The sequence below is a fragment of the Streptomyces piniterrae genome (genome assembly GCF_005048155.1).
Taxonomy (GTDB): Bacteria; Actinomycetota; Actinomycetes; order Streptomycetales; family Streptomycetaceae; genus Streptomyces; species Streptomyces piniterrae.
Map to the genome: position 1 here is coordinate 297,138 of NZ_SUMB01000004.1, position 17,855 is coordinate 314,992.

Below are 17,855 nucleotides of genomic sequence, written 5' to 3' on the forward strand. Positions count from 1 at the left end.
GCGGCCAGGTCGGTGGCCGCCTGCTGGAGCTGGCACCTGGCTTGGCGAACGGCGGCCTGAGCACCGTCGGGTTGGGCCTGCTTCCGGGCGGCGAACAAACCGCTCGGCACCCCGACTTTCGCGATCATTGCCTCTTGGACAAACATCGCGGAGCATGCCGCGCTGTGCACCTCTGCGTGTGCCGCCCGAGCCCTCCTCCCATCAGTGTGGTTCTGCTGCGCCGGGACGAGGTCCGTGCGCATCCCTCCACCTTGTCAATATCCAAACCCTGAGACCGTGACCCACCCCTGTTCTAGGATGGCGGGATCATCTCAGCGGCCCGACGGGCTTCCGCTCCGCTTCCGCGGAACAGAAGGACATGCCCCCACCCGCACGAGTCACTTCGTGCTGCCTGGGGGCATTTTCTTGCTGTTCCGTGAGTCCGCGGCATCGTTGGCCGATCGCACCCACCTCGAAGGACGGCTGGCGGAACTCCTGAAAGAGAACTTCCTGCACAAGCACCACCATCGGCCCCAGCCGGCGGAAGTTCGTTCCTGGGAGCGGAGTATCCCGGCGCTGATCAACGCGTTGGTGGAGGCTGGCCTCGGCGAGGTCGAGATGCTGCTGGAGTACGGGCTGCCGCTGACCAGCAAGCGTGCGGACGTGATACTCGCCGGCGTGCATCCGGCCACGGGTGCACCATCGTACGTGGTGGTCGAACTCAAGCAGTGGAGTGAGGCTTACCCGGAGGACGACGACCCGCTGCGCTGCCGCATCCCCGCTTACCCGGCGCCGGTCCTGAACCCGATAGAGCAAGTACGCGGATACTGCGACTACCTGGTGTCGTTCAACGGAGCATTGGAGCGGATCCCGGAGTCGGTCGCGGGAGTGGCCTACCTGCACAACGCGACCGAGTTCGGGGTAGCAGGGTTGCGCGCCGTCGCCGAGGACCATAGAGGCCGGATGTTCACGGGCGATCAGCGCGGCGCCTTCCTGAGCTACCTGCGTTCGAGGCTGGCGGCAAAGCCGGGCGCAGGCGCGGCCGACGCTCTGCTCCAAGGCAAGGTCCGCCCGTCTAAGCAGCTTATGGCCGTTGCTGCCGAAGAGGTGCGCAGTCGGGAGCAGTTCGTGCTGCTGGATGAGCAGCGACTCGCCTACGAGACGGTGATGTCCGCGGTGCGGCAGGCACGGCGCTCCAACCACAAGCGGGTCGTAGTAGTGGCCGGCGGTCCGGGCTCCGGTAAGAGCGTGATCGCCCTGTCCCTGCTGGGCGATCTCTATCGGCGCGGGGTTCCGGCCCTGCACGCCACCGGGTCACAGTCGTTCACCAAGACGATGCGCAAGGTCGCGGGCGCCCGGAAGCCCGAGGTCCAGCGGCTCTTCCGCTATTTCAACAGCTTCATGGAGGCCGAGCCCAACGATCTTGATGTCCTGGTCTGCGACGAGGCGCATCGTCTCCGCAAGACTTCCGCCAATCGCTACACCAAGGCTGCGCTGCGCACCGGCCGCCCGCAGGTGGCGGAGCTGATCGACGCGGCTCGTGTGCCGGTGTTCCTGCTGGATCAGCACCAGGTGGTGCGTCCGGGCGAGATGGGGACGGTGGAACAGATCCGGCAGGCGGCGGCTGAGCAGGGGCTGGGGTGCACGGTGGTGGAACTGGACAGTCAGTTCCGGTGTGGTGGCAGTGACGCATACCTGCGGTGGGTGACCAGCTTGCTGGGACTGGAAGGCGACGGGCCCGTTGTGTGGGAGCCGGACTCCAAGGTGCAACTGCTGACCGCTGACACTCCACAGGAGTTGGAAGACTTCCTGGCCGCGCGACGGGCGGAGGACTTCGGCGCTCGCATGTCCGCGGGCTACTGCTGGAAGTGGACAACAAAGATCACTTCCAGCATGTCCGCACTACCCGCCGACGTAACCATCGGTGAATGGGCGAGGCCGTGGAACCTCTACGGCGACCGTGCGCTCGTTGGTGCGCCTCCAGCACCGCTCTGGGCCACCGACCCTGCGGGGTTCGGCCAGATCGGGTGTGTGTACACGGCGCAGGGCTTCGAGTACGACTGGTCGGGCGTGATCATGGGACCGGACCTCGTGTGGCGGACCGATCGCTGGGTCGTGGACCGCACCGCGTCCAAGGACCCTTCCTTCACCAAGTCCACCCCGGACGACGACGTCGACCGGCTCGTCCGCAACACCTACAAGGTGCTGCTGACACGAGGCATGATCGGGACCATTATCTACTCGACGGACCCGGAGACCCGCGACAAGCTACGCTCTCTGATCCCACCGGCTGGCGAGAAATCGGTCCGGGGGTGAGGGCTGATCGACGGAACGGCACACTTCTCGTGGTCCCGCCCCTGAATCGCCAACATCCTTCAGCAACAACATGAAAGCAGCCGCGCTAACCAGCGCACCAGTGCTGCCACATCATGACCTGCAGCCGGGCCACCAAATTCCAGTGACCCACCGGGGTGATCCCTTCCGCCAGCCTGGCCCAGAAGCCTCCTGTACGCGGTCGCCGCACCGGCCGGAAGTTGTAAGAATCCATGAGGGAGGCGCATGCCACAGCAGTGAAGTGCCCCAGGGAAGGCGGGTGTTCGCCTCCGTACCCGACCACTCGCTCGACGGTCGCGGGGCACCCGACATACGGCCGCCGTCGCCCCCACACTGCTCACCCCGGCCGCCCCGGATACTGGGCCAGCGCGATGGGCTCGTCGACTGCCGCATCCATCCAGCGGCTCGGTTACGGAGAAATCGATCTGAAGCCGTTGTGTCGCCATCGGACTTCACGGTCCCTTCGCCAATTCGCGGCTTGCGCGGCCAGTTCCGCGCTGCCTTCGCGCGATGCGCGCGCAAATGTTCGGCCGACTAGATCGTCAGCGAGCCCGTGAGAGGTGTCAACGAAACCCGGGTGTTCAAGCAGACGGCCACAACGACCGTACGGAGAAGGCGGATCGGTGCCCGGATCTCCCGTCCTGGGGCCGAGTGACGAGAGTCCGCACGGCCCCTGAGTGAGTCCTGTCTCCCTTCGCCGGAGGGGAGACAGGACTCACTCACCTAGGCCGGCTGGACCGCCGGGCGCCGCGCCTTGAGCAGCCACAGGGCCAGCAGCCCGCTCCCCAGCCCGACAACGGCAGCCACCACGAACACCGCGGACAGCCCGTTGGCGTACGACGCGCGCAGGTCGGCTCCCCCCTTGCCGGATGAGAACTGGTGGAATACGGAGCCGAGTACGGCGATACCCAGTGCCAGGCCGAGCTGGCGCGCGCAGTTGGCCGCGGCGGCGGCGACCCCGCTCTGTGACTCGGGCGCGGCGGACATGGCGATGGCGGGCAGCACGGGCGAGACGATGCCCGCGCCGATACCGGTGAGGATCAGCCCCGGTACCAGTGCCGCCCAGGAGGAGCCGGCGTCGACCGTCAGCATGAGGACATTGCCCACGCCCACGGCCACCGTGCCGCCGCCGAGCGTCCAGTACGAGGGGAGCCGGTGCAGTTTGCTGCCGACCACGGCGGAGGTGGCGAAGAACGCCACCGGCTGCACCGTGATGACCAGGGCTGTGGGCAGTGAGGTGAGTCCCACGCTGTCCTGAAGCCAGATCGACATGACCGGCAGTGCCCCGAACCCGGCAAGGTAGTAGCCCATGGCCGCGACCAGCGTTCCGTTGAACTCCCGCTTGCGGAAAAGGGCCGGCGCGATCATCGGCTTGCTGCCGGTCCGCTCGACGAGGATGAAAGCGATCAGCATCACCAGGCCGAAGGCGAGGCCGAGCACGGCCGAGGTGGCCCCCCAGCCCTGCTCGCCACCACGGATGACGCCGAAGGTGATACCGATCGCCGCCAGGGTGAAGGTGATGATGCCCAGGTAGTCGATGCGGGTCGCGGTGCTGGTGTCGTCGATCAGCACCACGGCGGACAACGCCACCGTGAGCACGCAGAGCGGCACCCCGCCGAGGAAGATCCACTGCCAGGACAGGAACTGCGTCAGGATCCCACCCGCGACGTTGCCGATACCGGCGGCCGCACCGGCGACCGCGCCCCAGACCGCGAAGGCAACGCCCTTGTCGCGTCCGGTGTAGGTGAGCCCGATCAGAGGCAGCAGGGTTGAGAACATCGCGGCACCGGACAGGCCCTGTACCGCTCGCGCGGCGATCAGCACGCCGACGTTTCCGGCCAGCCCGCAGACGAGCGTGGAGACGCCGAAGACCCCGAGGCCGGCCAGGTAGAGGCGTTTGCGCCCCAGGTTGTCGCCCAGTGATCCCATACCGAGCAACAACCCTGCGAGGGCGAGTGTGTAGACGTCGACGATCCACTGCAAGGAGCCGAAGCTCGCGTGCAGGTCGTGAGCCATGCTGGGGAGTGCCACCGTCACGATCGTCGAGTAGACGAGCAGCATGAACGTTCCCAAGCAGGTGGCGACTAACGGCAGCCATTTGCGCATGGAGGTGCTTCCTTCCGGGCCTGGAGTCTTCCGTGATCATGCTGCTGTAATACCCTTATGCAGCAGAACCCTTACGGAGAAGATCCCGTCCGGCTCATGCTGGACCTCGCGGCCAAGCCACCGCGTTCCCCTGGGGAATTCACCGAACGCTGTGTCGCCGCAGGCATGGCGATCGACCGCCCGGTAGACGACCAGGACCTCGCGGAGATCCTGGAATTCATCCCGCGCTGGCTCGCGGTCGTCGACGCCGACACCCCCGAACGGCGAGCCGCCCTGCTCAACGAGCTGCTGACGACCTCGTCCACACACCCCCGGCTGACCGACCACGCCGACGGCGGCTGGCATATCCACTACCGCGCCGACGGCCTGGGCCTGGCCGGTGTGGTGCGGGCAGTGGTCAGTGTGGGCACCGCCCTGCACCTGACGAGCCGCGGCATGGACCGCCTCGGCCGCTGTGCCCTGACCGAGTGCGGCCGGGCGTACGGCGACTTCACACGGGGCGGTCGGCAGCGCTACTGCTCCCACGCCTGCGCGAACCGCGACGCCGTGCGCCGTTTCCGCGCCCGGCAGACGGAGCGGAACTCGTGAGGCCGACGGCGAGGGGGGACGGGAGCACGGGCCTCACCGTCCATCAGAGTGGCAGCTGCGGCGACCCGGCCGCTCCGACCGAGTCGCCATGGACCGGTCGGACAGTCGGCTCGCCGTGGCCCTGCCACGGCCGGGCGAGCGTGATCAGAGCCACCGCGGAGAGGAGAACGCATCCCAGTACCACGGCGGCGGTCGACATGGCGGTGGTGTTGCCCAGAACGCCGGGCAGAGGTGCGGCCGCGGCGCCGAGCACGAACTGGGCGCCACCGAGCAAGCCGGAAGCGGCTCCGGGGGCCTCGTTGCCGACCGCCAGGATGATGGCTATCGACGCGGGCAGCAGTATTCCGAACCCGAAGGTAAAGCCGAACAGGCAGGCCCATGTGGTGGGGAACGTGCTGACGCCGATGGCCAGCAGGGTCGCCAGCGTGATCAGCGAGGCGACGGTGATGGCCACGCCTATGACGAGCAGGGAGTTGAGACGTACGCGCCCGGCCAGCCATCCGAATATCGTCCCGGCCGCTACCGTTCCGACGGCATTCGTGGCGAAGACGAGGCTGTAACCGATGGGCGACAAGCCGTAGATGCCTTGGAAAACGAACGGCGAGCCGCTGATGTAGGCGAACAGGGCGGCTAATCCGCAACCCATGACGAAGAGATAGCCGACCATTTCACGGCGCCGAAGCAAACCGCCCATCGCGTCGAGTGCGGCCCGCAGACCGCCGGTCCGGCGCCGCTCGACGGGGAGCGATTCGGGAACCCACGCCCAGATTGCGGTCGACAACAACAGCCCGGTGACGGCCAGCGCAACGAAAACCAGACGCCACGAGCCGACACCGAGGATGGCTCCTCCGACCACCGGGGCCAGGACCGGCGCGGTCGACCCGATCACGCTCAGCGTGGTGAGTTGGCGGGCTGCGTGGGGTCCGGTGGACCGGTCGCTGATGACCGCCCGTCCGATGACGATCCCCGCGCTGCCGGCGATCCCTTGCAGCAGTCGGGCGACGTCGAAGACTGCTATGGACGGGGCCAGCGCGCAGACCAAGGAGAACACGGTGAACATGCCGGAACCGGCCAGGAGCAAGCGTCGCCGCCCCATCGCGTCGCTGACCGGGCCGAGCACGATCTGGCCGACGGCGAGCCCGACGAGGCAGGCCGTCAGGGAGAGTTGGACGGCCGTTCTCGACGTTGCCAACGAGGTGACGATCTCAGGAAAGCCGGGCGCGTACATGTCGATGGCGAACGGCGATACCGCCGAGAGTCCGCCAAGGACGATGACGAGTCGCCCCGTTCCGGTCCGAGGGGGCGCGGAATCGATGCTGACGGTCATCGGTCTCCATCCGAGGATGTCTGTCTACGGTGCGGGACCTGAAAGGCAAGACAGGTCCCCTTTACTCATGTTGTCGAGATGGCCACGCCCGCGATCACCGTCCCGAGCGGGTTCCGCCCGACCATGACGGCTCAGGTCGGCGAGGCGTGGAACATGTGGAGGACGGGCGCGCGGGCGTCGGCGTCGTCGCGCGTCAGCACTGTCCGTCCCGGGCGTCACCAGCCGGGTCCCCGTCAGGTGCGGTGTGGCCTACTGCCCGAGCCGCACCCCACGGACACGGCGAGCAGCAGGGGCATCAGCAGCACGAGCGCCTGACGGTGCCGACGGACGAGGGCGGACGGGTCCGGTCCGTATGGGGCATCGGGCGCCTTCCTGACGACGACGTGACGGCCGGTGCGGCCGCTGCTCCACATCCTCGGCGTCGGGGCCGCGCCGCAGTGTGGAGCGACGGGCCCGAGGATGTGGAGCGCGATGCTTCCCCCGACGGGCGTCAGGAGTGCGTTCGCCGGAACCGGGCGGGGGTCGTGCCCCGGTCGCGTCGGAAGGCATAGCCGAAATTGCTGGCCGAGGCATAGCCGACCTCATGCCCGATCCGGGCCACCGGCCAGTCGGTCTCGACGAGCAGAGCCGCGGCCCGGTCGAGGCAGCGGCGTCGGTGATACTCCGTCACCGATGCCCCGTACAAGGCTCGGAATCCGGTGGTGAGGCGTCGGACCGACATCGACGATGCGCGGGCCAGATCGGCCAGCGTCGGTGGTGCGTGACGTTCCCGCCAGAGCAGCTCGGGGACGCGGCGCAAGGCGGCCACCTCGTGGTCGTCCAGGGCGAGGTCCCGGGCGTCTGCGGGCGGCGCGGTGACCGTGAGCCCGTCGACAAGTGCGGCCAGCGCCGCCACGAGCCGCGACTCCATGAACAGCAGGCGCCCCGGGGACGAGCGCCGGTGCAGGAAGATCTCCTCCAGCGGACCGGCCACCGGGCGCAACACGGCGGACCGGCCCAAATACCGCTCGCGCGCGACGTTCTCCGGTCCGATGGCCGGCAGGGCGCCCGCACCGAGACCGCCGAGGTAGGACTCCAGCCTCGACCAGGTCCCGGTGATCGACACCGCTCGGTACCGCTCGCCGTCGCCGTGTGCGACTACGCCCTCGGTGGCGCACCGGGGGCTCAGCGACACGGAGCGGGCGTGCAGGTCGCCGGCGCCGGTGTTGGCCTCGCTGATGTGCATGCGCCCGTCGACGCAGTGCTCCAACTCGAAGTGGTCGCCCGGGAAAGTGAACCCGACCTGGTGCCCTCCGGCGAACGCGACGTCGTAGCGCACGATGTGGAACCCGCTCCGCAACGGCGTCACCTCGATCGTGCCGTCGCCGACCTCCGGACGAAGCCGGTGCCGGACGGTGCCGTCGCGGCTCTCGTCGGCCTGAGCGATCGACGCGTAGTACTCCGCGTACGCCGCGTCCAAGGTGGCGGTACCGGCCGCGCCGGTGAGCTGGTGAACCCGGGTCACAAGTTCGTAGGGTAGACACCGCGTCAAGACGCCGCGACGCACCCAAGACTTACCGGCCACGCCCCGTCGGTGCTCTTCGAGGCCTTCGGCCTGCCGGCCGCTCCCAGGCTTGCCGGCCACTCCCCCACCGGCCCGGATAACCGGCATTTCAGGGCAGAAGCGGGATACTGCCTCGGGAGGCAGGTTCGACAGCAGGGAGCGCCAGTGATCCGTGTTCTTCTCGTCGAGGAAAACGGGCTTCTGCGCGGAGCGCTTGCTGCTCTCCTGACGCGCGAGGATGACATAGAGGTGGTCGCGGAGGCCGGGGCGGACGGTGAGATTCTCGCGCGGGCGCTCTCGTACCGCCCCGATGTCGTCGTCATCGACGTCGACACCCATCAGGACCGGGCGCTCGCCACGGCGGGCGAGTTGTGCGAGCGGCTTCCCGAGTGCCGGACGCTGCTGGTGGCCGGGACGCCGACGCTGGAGAGGCTCCGCAGGGTGCTGGCCCTGCGGCCGCCCGGACTCATCGGGAAGGACGCGCCGTCGGACCGGTTGATCGAGGGCATCCGCAAGGTGGTCGGCGGGCAGCGCTATATCGATCCGGAGCTGGCGTTGCTCGTGCTCGACGCGATGGAGAACCCCCTGACGCCGCGTGAGCGGGAGGTCCTGCGGCTCGCCGCCGACGGTACCCCGGGAACGGAGATCGCCGACCGGTTGTCGCTGTCCGTGGGAACCGTCCGCAACCACCTTTCGGCGATCACTCGGAAGATGGGAGCCCGGAACCGGATCGATGCGATCCGGATCGCTAGGGAGTCGGGCTGGCTGTGACCTCCCAGTGCCCGACGAGGTCCCGGTAGAGCGCGGAGCCCGCCATCAGCTCCTCGTGCGTACCGAGATCGGCGCGGGCGCCGTCCAGCACCAGAATGCGGTCGGCGCGCAGGGCCGAGCTGATCCGGTGGGCGCACACGATGAGGGTGCCCGGGCGGCGCGCGAACGCGTCCTCCGCGCCGGCCTCGGTCTCCGGGTCGAGGTGGCAGGTCGCCTCGTCGAGCAGGATCAGTCCCGCGGGCGGGAGGTAGGAGCGGACGAGGGCTATGAGCTGGCGTTCGCCGGCCGACAGCTCCTGATGGTCGACGGGCGCGTCGTAGCCGCCCAGCCGTTCCACGAGAGGCCGGGCGCCGACGGTGTCCACTGCGGCGTCCACAGCTGTCGTCGTGGCGCCCGGTTCCAGGTAGGTGAGGTTCTCCCAGAGCGTCCCGGCGAACACGTACGCCTCCTGGGGGATCAGCACCCGGTGACGGGCGAGTCCGTCGGTGTCGAGGCTTCGGACCGGTACGCCGTCCAGCCGGATCTGGCCGGCCCGCGGTTCCAGCACCCCGGCCACGAGCGCCGCGAAGGTCGATTTGCCCGCCCCGCTCGGTCCCACGACGGCCAGGTGCTCGCCCGGCCGCAGGACGAGGTCGAGGCCGCTGATCACCGGCTCCGCGGACCTGGCGTAGCGGAAGGTGACGCCGCGCAGTTCCACCCTTGAGGCTCGCGATGTCCCCGAGGCCCCTGAGGCCCCCGAGGCGAGTGCACTCCCCCGAGCGGCTGTGCTTGCGCGGTGGGAAGTCTCGCCGGCCGCCGCGAGCCCTGCCCCCGCCCCCGTCAGGCTGCCCTTCGCCTGCCCCATCCCCCGCCCCCGCACCGCGGCCTCCGCCGGTGTCCCTTCCGCCGCCTCCGCGATCCGGCCGAGGGTGACCAGCAGCCACAGACCGCTTCCGCCCACCCCCTGGACGAGGCCCTGCAGCGCCGGCTGGAGGCCCTGCGACACATACGTCACCGCGCCCAGCACCGCTCCCGCCGTCACCCCGCCCTTCACCAGCCACGGCGCTCCGGCCAGGATCAGTACAAGCGGCAGCCAGCCGCCGATGCCCAGGGCCGCCGTCCGCAGGGCGGTCGTCCGTGCCAGCGCGCGGGTGGCCCGCGCGGTCGTGTCGATCGGGTCGCCCGTCTGCTTTCGTATGACGTCCTCGGCGCCGCACGCCACCACGTCGCGCAGCCCGCCGGTCAGCGCGCTCACGCTCTCGGCCATGCGCTCGTCGGCCAGCACCACGCTCCGCTGGCGCGCGGCCAGGGCCCGCAGTGACCCGACGAACAGGCCGAGACCGAGGAGCAGGGGCGGCAGTACGAACAGCAGCAGAACCGGGTCGAGCGTGGCCAGGCCGAGCAGTACGCCCGTCGATGTGACCACGAAGCCCTGAACGAACATGACGACCGCGCCGTACGCCTCCCGGGCGATCTCGACGTGTTCGGTGAGGCGTGCGACGCCGGCCGTGTCGGCCGGGGTGCCCACCTGGGCGGACCGGTGCAGCGTGCCGGACGTCACGAGCGTGACGAGTTCGTCCCGGAGCGGTTCGACGAGGGCCGACAGCCCGAGCGTGGCGTGGTGCGTCGCCCAGGCGCCGATCACGATCGCGCCCGCAAGCACTCCGAGCCAGGCGAAGCCCGCCCCGGTACGGCCCGCCAGGAAGCCGTCGTCGACGGCTCGGGCGACCGCCCAGCCGGAGAAGAAGGCGGGCACGGCCTGCAGCAGCGACCACCCGGTGAACCGCGTGAACTCCTTGCGCCGCCGGCGTAGCGAGGAGCGCAGCAGCCCACCGGCCCGCCCGGTCATGCCGGGCTCCTGGCTGCCGCGTCGGCCCCCTCGGGGAGCCCCGTGCCGGCCCCGCCCGGCCCCTCTCCCCCGGCGCCCGTGACCGGCTGGAACGCGGCCCGGTAGCTCGGCTCCGACCACAGTTCGCGATGGGTCCCCTGCCCCCGTACGCCGCCCCCGTCCAGCCAGATGACGATGTCCGCGCGCGCGGCGGTGGAGGCTCTGTGCGTCACCACCAGACGCGTGCGGTCCGCCAGGGCGCCGGCACCGGTGAGTACCTGGCTGATGTGGTGCTCGGTGACGGTGTCGAGGCTCGCGGCGACGTCGTCCAGTACCAGCAGCCGCCCCGCCTGGACGAACGCCCGTGCCAGGCCGACCCGCTGTGCCTCGCCACCGGAGAGCGGAGCGTCGGCGAGCCGGGTTCCGTACCCCTCCGGCATGCGCCGGATGAACGCGTCGGCCCGCGCCGCCGCGGCCTGTCGCGACACCTCGTCCGCGTCCACGCTCCTCGGCCCGAAGGCGATCGCGTCGGCGAAGGTCTCACCCAGCAGCACCGGACGTTCGAAGCCGTAGGCCACCGCCTTGCGCAGGGCGGAGCGGTCGAGGCGGGGCAGCGGCACTCCGTCCAGCAGCACCTCGCCCTCGTCCGGGTCGAGGAGGCGCCCGGCCAGGGCCGCCAGCACCGACTTTCCCGAGCCGGAGCGGCCGGCGACAGCGACCAGGGCGCCTCCGGGAACGGTCAGCCACAGGTTCTCCAGTACGGCCCCGCTCCCGGACGCCCCTACGGTGACGCCCCGGAACTCCAGCCGTCCGGGCCCGTCGGGAAGCTTTTCGTCGCCGTACCGAACCGTGGGCTCCGCGAGCACCTCGGAGACGCGGCCCGCCGTCGCGCGGGCCAGGGCAAGCCGGCTCGCGGACGACACCACGGAGCTGATGCCGGTGGCCACCACCACGTACTCGCCGGCCGCCAGGACCTGCCCCGGGGTGATCCGGCCCTGCGCGAGTTCCAGACCGGCGACCGCCAGCACGGCGACCTCCAGCAGGGGGACGGTCAGCGCCTCCCGCGACGAGACGCGCGCGAGGGCCCGCCACATCCCGGACCCGTGCCGGCGCAGCTCCGGCAGCGGGCCCAGGACACGGCGCACCTCACGGTCCACCGTCCCGGCGGCGGTGATGGTCCGGATACCGGTCAGGGCGTCGACGAGCCGGGCGGCCAGGCGCCCTTGGGCGTCGAAATAGTGCTCGTTGATGTCGGACGCGTCGCGGACGAACGTGCGGACCAGGAGCAGTACGACGGGCAGGCCCACCAGGAAGGTGAGGCACAGCCAGGGGTCGATGAGGGCCAGCGCGACGATCGCGCCGAGCGGGGGCACCAGGTCCATGACGGCCCAGACCAGCGTCGACGCCACCTGCCCGGTCCTGGCGGAGTTGCCCACCAGCCGGCTCACCAGATCGCCGGACGTGAAGCGGCGCGTGGCACGGGTGCCCAGCCCCAGTACGTGCCGGAGCAGGGTATGGCGGACCCAGGCGACGGAACGCGCCTCGGCCAGCTTGCCCACGAGGTCGTCGAGCGTGTCGCAGACCATCAGCACGAAGATCGCCGCGATGCTCAGCGACAGCCACCCGGCCGTGTCGCCGCCGCTGAGGACGGCGTCGACCGTGCGGCCCATAAGGGCGGGCAACACCGTGTAGACACCTGCGAGGAGCAGCGAGGTGGCCATCATGACGGCCACCCAGGGCCCGCCCCGCCGCGCTGCCGTCAGCAGCAGCCGGTCCGCGGCGCGTCGGTCCATGGGCGTCTCCCGATACTGCGTACGCGCGAGCGCGACGTACGCGGAGGGGGTACGGCGTACGACAGAGGGGGCGAGAGGGGCTGTGTCAGGAGGGGGCTGTGTCAGTCAACGGGAGGCGGGAACGCGTCGAGCGTTCCCGCCCCGGTGGGTTCAGCAGAGCAACAGGCTCAGACCGCTGAAGCCGCCACCTCCGCACTGCTTGCTGGCTCCACTCCTCTTCGGCTTGTTGCTGTAACCCAGCTCCATGCCCTGAAGGTCGAGGATCGTCATGACGTTTCACCTCCGTTCTGCTACTCCGTGGGGACGGGGAGGGAATGGCTCGGGGTGCGTTCTCTCGGCGCCGGGCGGGCCGGCGTGGCGACCCGCGGCGCGGCGAGGAACGGCAGATGTACGGGAGAGTCGTGGAGCGCGGCGCCGAGAGCCAGGAGCACCCCGGCGCTGCCGGTTGCCAGGTCCGTGGAGAGCCGCAGCAACTCTTCGCCGGGGAAGGCGAGGTGGCCCTTGTGCACCACCGCGTACCGCGCCAGTCGGCGGATCTGGTCGGCGACGACCGGATCCCGTTCGGCGGCGGTGCCGGGCGGGTGGGTGCGGCTGAGGTGGAGGATCATTCCGGCCAGGCCGTCGAAGAGCCCGGGCTCTATGTAGAACCGTCCCTCGGCGGCCATGCGGATCGCGGCAGCGGCCGTCCTGAACCGGTCGTCCTCGCGATGCGCGAGGTAGTCGTCGATGACGAGGCCTATGCCCACGCTGCCGTCGGCGAGGTACGGCATCGTCCGCCAGCCCTCGTTGACGCCCATGTCCCCCTCTTCGCGGAGGAGGCACCGGCGCAGGTCCTGCCGGACGGCCGCCGCGGCGAGATCCAGCAACTGCGGCTCGCCGGTGCGCTCGTACCACCGCAGGAAGAGCAGCGCGGGGCCCGCCGAGCCGCGCAGCAGACCGGCGTACGGGTGGGCGCCGCCGCTGATCTCGGGCACGGCGTCGGCCGGTCCCAGCCGGGAGGCCACGGCGTCCACGGCTTTCACGGCCGCGTCGTGGAGGGCGGGATCGCCGGTGGCCGAGGCGAAGTGCAGGAGGTTCAGGCCGATGCCGGACAGCCCGCCCCTCAGGTCGAGGCCGAGTTCCTGCCAACGCCGCTCCCCCAAGCACTGGTCGAGGACCTTCAACGCCTCATGCCGGTGGCCGAGGTGGTCGAGCACGTACGCGATGCCGTGCAGGCCGTCGTAGAGGCCCAGGCGGGTGCCCGGTTCGGGGCGCATGGCCCGGCGGATCAGCCACTCCTCGTGGTCGGGTCGGCGGCCCGCGCCGGTCACGTCGAGTGCGTACAGCACCCCGGCCGCGCCGTACGCCAGGCCGAGGCCGCCGCCCGGCGTGTCGAACTGCTCGATGTCGCCCGGGAAGAGCCGGTCGTCCCGCTCGGGCGTGGCCTCCGCGAGAATGGCGGCGGCCATCGAGTCACGGGCCTCCAGCCAGCCGTCGCGGTCCGGTCGAAGGCGCGGTTCGGGGGCCGCTGCGGCCGGTGCCCGGCGGCCGTCCGTGGGGGCGCTGTCGCCCGTGGGGGCACCGTCCGTGGAGGCACCGTCGCCCGTGGAGGCGCCGCCGCCCGTGGAGGCGCCGTCGCCCGTCAGGATCCGTACCGCCCCGTCGAAGAAGGCACGCGGGACGGGGAACATCCGCACCGCTTCCCGGGCGAGCTGCCCCGCCTTGCCCGCGTCCAGGGGCAGCAGGCCGGTCAGTGGCATGAAGAGGGACAGCTTGAGGCAGGCGAGGGCGTAGTCGTCGACGGCGAAGCCGCGCCGCTCCTTCGGTGCGGTGAAGCCCTGGGTGCCGAGCACCTGGCGCCGCCCCTCCGTCACATCCGTCGCGCCCTCGAAGTCGATCAGCACAACACGGCCGTCGGGGCCGACGATGATGTTCGACGGCTGCACATCACCGATGACCACGCCCCGCTCATGGACATCGGCCACCGCCCGCTCCACCCGCTCGTACACCCCCACGGCCCAGGAGGTGTAGCCGGCCATCACCGCCTCGTCGGCGTTCGGCAGGACGAGCGGGTACCGGTCGACGAAGAGATGGCTCAGCTCCGTCCCCTCGACGAACTCCTCGGCGAGGAAGTGGTGTTCCCCCACCACGAAGTGATCGTGCAGTGCGGGTACACAGTCGAGGCCACGCAGGCGCTCCAGCGTCTCCCTCTCACGCTGCAGCCTGGCGACCGCGTCCCGGCCGTCGGCCGTCAATCCCGCGTGCGGCCGTGCCTCCTTCAGCACCACACGATCCCCGGTACGTAGGTCCTCACCTGCATAGATGCCACCGCCGTTGGAGAAGTGCAGGGCTTTTTCGAAGCGATAGGGCAGGTCGGCGAGCGCGGCCCCACCGCGCGCGGCCAGATGGGGTTCGAGGAAACCGGGCAGCTCCACCCAGTCCGGTACCCGGAAAACCGGCGCCCGGACGTCCGGCACCAGCCGGCCCTCGCCGTCCTCGATCGCGAGCTCCACCTCTCCGTCCGGGGAGACGCAGTACCGCTCGCCGAACGCCCCGTACCGGACGTACAGCGGGCCCTCACCCCAGCGGAGATCGCTGAGAATGTAGGGCCCGGAACGCCCGTGGAGTACGGGACCCAGCTCGGTGAGCACCCGCTCCAGCGCGTCCTCGTCGACCGGATAGATCGTCACGAACTTGCCGCTCGATCCCCGGTGCGCGTACTTGGCGTTGGCGAGCAGCAGCACGTCTTTACTGGGGAGGAACTTGAAGGAGATCCGCCGCGGGACGCAGTAGTCCCAGACCTCGTCGAGGATCTGCGCGGCGCTGTCGAGACTCGCCGAAACATGGATCTTCCAGCCCTGGAGCGGGAGCGCCACATCGTCGGGGCGGAATACGACCCAGTCGTCGAGCTCCGAGCGCTTCCAGCCGTCGGGAGCCGGACATCGGGCCTGCTCGAACGCGGTCTCTCCCCCGTGGGCACGGGCCGGCGCGTCATAGAAGAAGGCGTCCATGAGGCAGTACGCCTCGTAACGCTTGTCCACTGAGTACCTCCCGGAACGGATGGCGGTGGTAAGGGCCGTTCCAGATGTGCTGTGGCACCCTCTATCTGTGACGATCGCAGAGCTGCCCGGCCAGGAACACCACCGACTGTCACGCGATATCCGTGAAAATCGCATGGTTGGGCCGTGACGGGCGCAGTCCGCGCTGGCCCTGGTCACCGGCGCAGTGCCACCGTCACAGGCGCAGGAAGACCTGCCCCGGCCGGCCGCCCCCTGTCAGGCCACTGTCAGCAAGGACCTGGACCCTGGGTGCGGTACTTGTGCGGTACTCCTGCAGTGCGTGTGCGGCGCTTGCAGGACGGGATAGCGCACTGACAGGACGGGGATATGGACCTTGGGGGCAGGATGGTCTGGACGCAGTGCACCGAGCCGCGGCCGTTTGCGGCGCAGCGGGTGGTCTGTTTTCCGCATGCCGGGGGGTCGCCGTATTTCTTTCGGGGATGGGGCAAAGCACTTACGGACTTCGAGGTGCACGCGGTGTGCTATCCCGGGCGCGCGGAGAGGATAACCGAATCCCCGGCCACAGATATTTTGAGCATGGCGCGCCATATCACGGGCGCTGTAAAGGAATTGATGAGTGACGGGCGTCCCACGGCTCTCTTCGGGCACAGCATGGGAGCGATCGTCGCCTATGAGGTGGCTGCCGCATTGGAGGGCGAGGGGTTTGAACTCAGCCATTTCTTCGCCTCGGGCGCGCGGGCGCCGCATTTGATGCGGCCCGATCTTGCCGCGGACACCACCTGGGACGACAAGGCGGTTGCCGCGACACTGGTCGAGCTGGGTGGGACGGATGCCGAGCTTTTGCAGAACCCGACCTTCGTCGATCTGGTGATGCCCTACATCAGGGCGGACTTCCGGATGCTCGCGTCGTACGCTCCGCCGGAGCGAGCGCAGCTGTCGAGCGCCGTCACCGCTGTCCTCGGGGACGCGGACCCTCGGGTGACCGCCCAACAGGCGTCCGCCTGGCGGGAGTCGACCCGGGGCCCGTTCCGGATGCGGACGGTCCCCGGCGGCGATCACTTCTATCTCGCCGAGCACCCGCCCTTCGATGTCATCGAGGAGTGTGTGAGTGGTGCGGGCGGTTCGAGGGGTTCGAGCCGTTCGAGGGGTTCGAGCGGTGCGAGTCATGTGAGGGGTTCGAACGGTTCCTCATGAGCGCGTGGGGTGTTCGCGGTACCTCTCGGCCAGCAGAAAGGCCAGGTCCAGCGACTGCGTGTGGTTGAGGCGGGGGTCGCAGGCCGTTTCGTAGCGCTGGTGCAGATCCTCGGGAAGAATCGCGTTGCCGCCGCCGACGCACTCGGTGACGTCGTCCCCGGTGAGTTCCACGTGGATGCCACCGGGGTGGGTGCCCAGTGCCTGGTGGACCTCGACGAAGCCGCGCACCTCGTCCAGGATCGCGTCGAACCTGCGGGTCTTGTGGCCGCTCGCCGCGGTGATGGTGTTGCCGTGCATCGGGTCGCTGACCCAGCAGACCAGCGCGCCCTCCGCGTTGACCTTCTCCACCAGGGTGGGCAACAGGTCGCGGATCCGGTCGGCGCCCGCCCTGACCACAAAGGTCAGCCGGCCGGGCTCGCGGTTCGGGTCGAGCCGGTCGAGCAGGCGCATGACGTCATCGGGGGCGGCGGTGGGGCCGAGCTTCACCGCGATGGGGTTGGCCACGCGGGAGAAATACTCGATGTGCGCCCCGTCCAGGTCTCGTGTCCGCTCCCCGATCCAGAGCAGATGGCCGCTGGTGGCGTATGACCGGCCGTTTTCGGGGTCGGTGCGGGTGAGGGCCGCCTCGTAGTCGAGCAGCAGGCCCTCGTGGCTGACGAAGAATTCGGCGGTGCCGAGCTCCCGGGTGTCGACACCGCAGGCGTGCATGAAAGCCAGGCTGCGGTCGATCTCCTGGGCCAGCCGCTCGTAGCGCTCACCGGCCTGTGAATCCGCCACGAAGCCCTGGTTCCAGGCGTGCACCTGGCGCAGGTCGGCGAATCCGCCGGTGGTCAGGGCCCGGATGAGGTTGAGCGTGGTGGCCGACGACTCATACATCTTCCGCAGGCGCTTCGGATCGGGCCGCCTGGCCTCGGCGGTGAACTCCGTACCGTTCACGGCGTCGCCCCGGTGGGAGGGCAGTACGAGTTCGCCCCGCCGCTCCTCGGGGCTGGAGCGCGGCTTGGCGTACTGGCCGGCCATCCGGCCGACCTTGACGACCGGCAGGGCGGTGGCGTGGGTGAGTACGACGGCCATCTGTAAGAGGGTCTTGAGCTTTCCGCGGATGGCATCGGCCGTGGTCCGCGCGAAGGTCTCGGCGCAGTCGCCGCCCTGGAGGAGAACGGCCTCGCCGCGCGCCACCGCTGCCATCCGGCGACGTAGGAGGTCGCATTCGGCGGAAAAGACGAGGGGCGGCGCGGTGGTCAACTCCCCTGCCACTGCGCGCAGCTCGGCCTCGTCGGGCCAGTCCGGCTGCTGTGCCGCGGGAAAATCGCGCCAGGACTCGGCTGCGGAATTCTTCGCTTCGGGTTCCCTCTTGCTGATTTTCATCGCTGCCTTGCTGGTTCTCATTGCTGCCTTCCATGCGGGCGGCGGA

The 17,855-nt window shown here is 69.9% G+C and carries 12 protein-coding genes; 4 read left to right on the forward strand and 8 right to left on the reverse strand.

The window, feature by feature from the left end; translation table 11 throughout:
* The first annotated feature begins 405 nt into the window (after positions 1–405).
* Positions 406–2,295, forward strand: coding sequence for a DUF2075 domain-containing protein (locus FCH28_RS13950; RefSeq protein WP_169314152.1), 1,890 nt, complete (start codon positions 406–408; stop codon positions 2,293–2,295).
* Positions 2,296–3,036: 741 nt separating this feature from the next.
* Here FCH28_RS13950 and FCH28_RS13955 read toward each other — a convergent pair.
* The gene (locus tag FCH28_RS13955; RefSeq protein ID WP_136740195.1) at positions 3,037–4,419 is read right to left on the reverse strand and encodes an MFS transporter; all 1,383 of its coding nucleotides are present in this window, start codon (positions 4,417–4,419) and stop codon (positions 3,037–3,039) included.
* Positions 4,420–4,476: 57 nt separating this feature from the next.
* On the opposite strand from FCH28_RS13955, the gene FCH28_RS13960 reads away from it, so the two are divergent.
* Entirely contained in the window at positions 4,477–5,007 is a 531-nt protein-coding gene (locus FCH28_RS13960; RefSeq protein WP_136740196.1) for a CGNR zinc finger domain-containing protein, read from the forward strand.
* A gap of 43 nt (positions 5,008–5,050) precedes the next feature.
* Here FCH28_RS13960 and FCH28_RS13965 read toward each other — a convergent pair whose 3' ends face one another.
* Both FCH28_RS13965 and FCH28_RS13970 read right to left on the reverse strand, forming a co-directional pair.
* Positions 5,051–6,334 carry a multidrug effflux MFS transporter gene (locus tag FCH28_RS13965; RefSeq protein ID WP_136740197.1) on the reverse strand — a complete coding sequence of 428 codons (1,284 nt, stop codon included), beginning with the start codon at positions 6,332–6,334 and terminating at the stop codon, positions 5,051–5,053.
* Between the two features lie 490 nt (positions 6,335–6,824).
* Positions 6,825–7,838, reverse strand: coding sequence for a helix-turn-helix transcriptional regulator (locus tag FCH28_RS13970; protein ID WP_136740198.1), 1,014 nt, complete (start codon positions 7,836–7,838; stop codon positions 6,825–6,827).
* Positions 7,839–8,042: 204 nt separating this feature from the next.
* On the opposite strand from FCH28_RS13970, the gene FCH28_RS13975 reads away from it, so the two are divergent.
* A complete protein-coding gene (locus FCH28_RS13975; protein ID WP_136740199.1) occupies positions 8,043–8,648 on the forward strand; it encodes a response regulator transcription factor in 606 nt (201 codons plus the stop codon).
* Here the strand turns inward: FCH28_RS13975 and FCH28_RS13980 are convergent.
* The 4 genes from FCH28_RS13980 to lanKC all read right to left on the reverse strand — a co-directional run bounded on the left by FCH28_RS13980 (position 8,626) and on the right by lanKC (position 15,268).
* Complete coding sequence (locus FCH28_RS13980; protein ID WP_136740200.1) at positions 8,626–10,476, reverse strand: ATP-binding cassette domain-containing protein; 1,851 nt, start codon at positions 10,474–10,476, stop codon at positions 8,626–8,628. The two genes, FCH28_RS13975 and FCH28_RS13980, sit on opposite strands and share 23 nt — an antisense overlap.
* On the reverse strand, positions 10,473–12,248 hold the full coding sequence (locus FCH28_RS13985) for an ABC transporter ATP-binding protein (RefSeq protein WP_136740201.1): 1,776 nt from the start codon (positions 12,246–12,248) through the stop codon (positions 10,473–10,475). The genes FCH28_RS13980 and FCH28_RS13985 overlap by 4 nt, the downstream gene beginning before the upstream one ends.
* A gap of 150 nt (positions 12,249–12,398) precedes the next feature.
* The gene (locus FCH28_RS13990) at positions 12,399–12,518 is read right to left on the reverse strand and encodes a SapB/AmfS family lanthipeptide (protein WP_136740202.1); all 120 of its coding nucleotides are present in this window, start codon (positions 12,516–12,518) and stop codon (positions 12,399–12,401) included.
* Positions 12,519–12,538: 20 nt separating this feature from the next.
* Positions 12,539–15,268 (reverse strand): class III lanthionine synthetase LanKC, encoded by a 2,730-nt coding sequence (gene lanKC / locus FCH28_RS13995; protein ID WP_136740203.1) that lies wholly within the window; start codon positions 15,266–15,268, stop codon positions 12,539–12,541.
* A 363-nt stretch (positions 15,269–15,631) separates the two neighbouring features.
* Between lanKC and FCH28_RS14000 the strand changes: the two genes are divergently transcribed.
* Positions 15,632–16,441, forward strand: a complete 810-nt coding sequence (locus FCH28_RS14000) for a thioesterase II family protein (RefSeq protein ID WP_136740204.1) — start codon at positions 15,632–15,634, stop codon at positions 16,439–16,441.
* Here the strand turns inward: FCH28_RS14000 and FCH28_RS14005 are convergent.
* A complete protein-coding gene (locus FCH28_RS14005; protein ID WP_136740623.1) occupies positions 16,436–17,809 on the reverse strand; it encodes a class II 3-deoxy-7-phosphoheptulonate synthase in 1,374 nt (457 codons plus the stop codon). The genes FCH28_RS14000 and FCH28_RS14005 overlap by 6 nt on opposite strands.
* Positions 17,810–17,855: the final 46 nt, after the last annotated feature.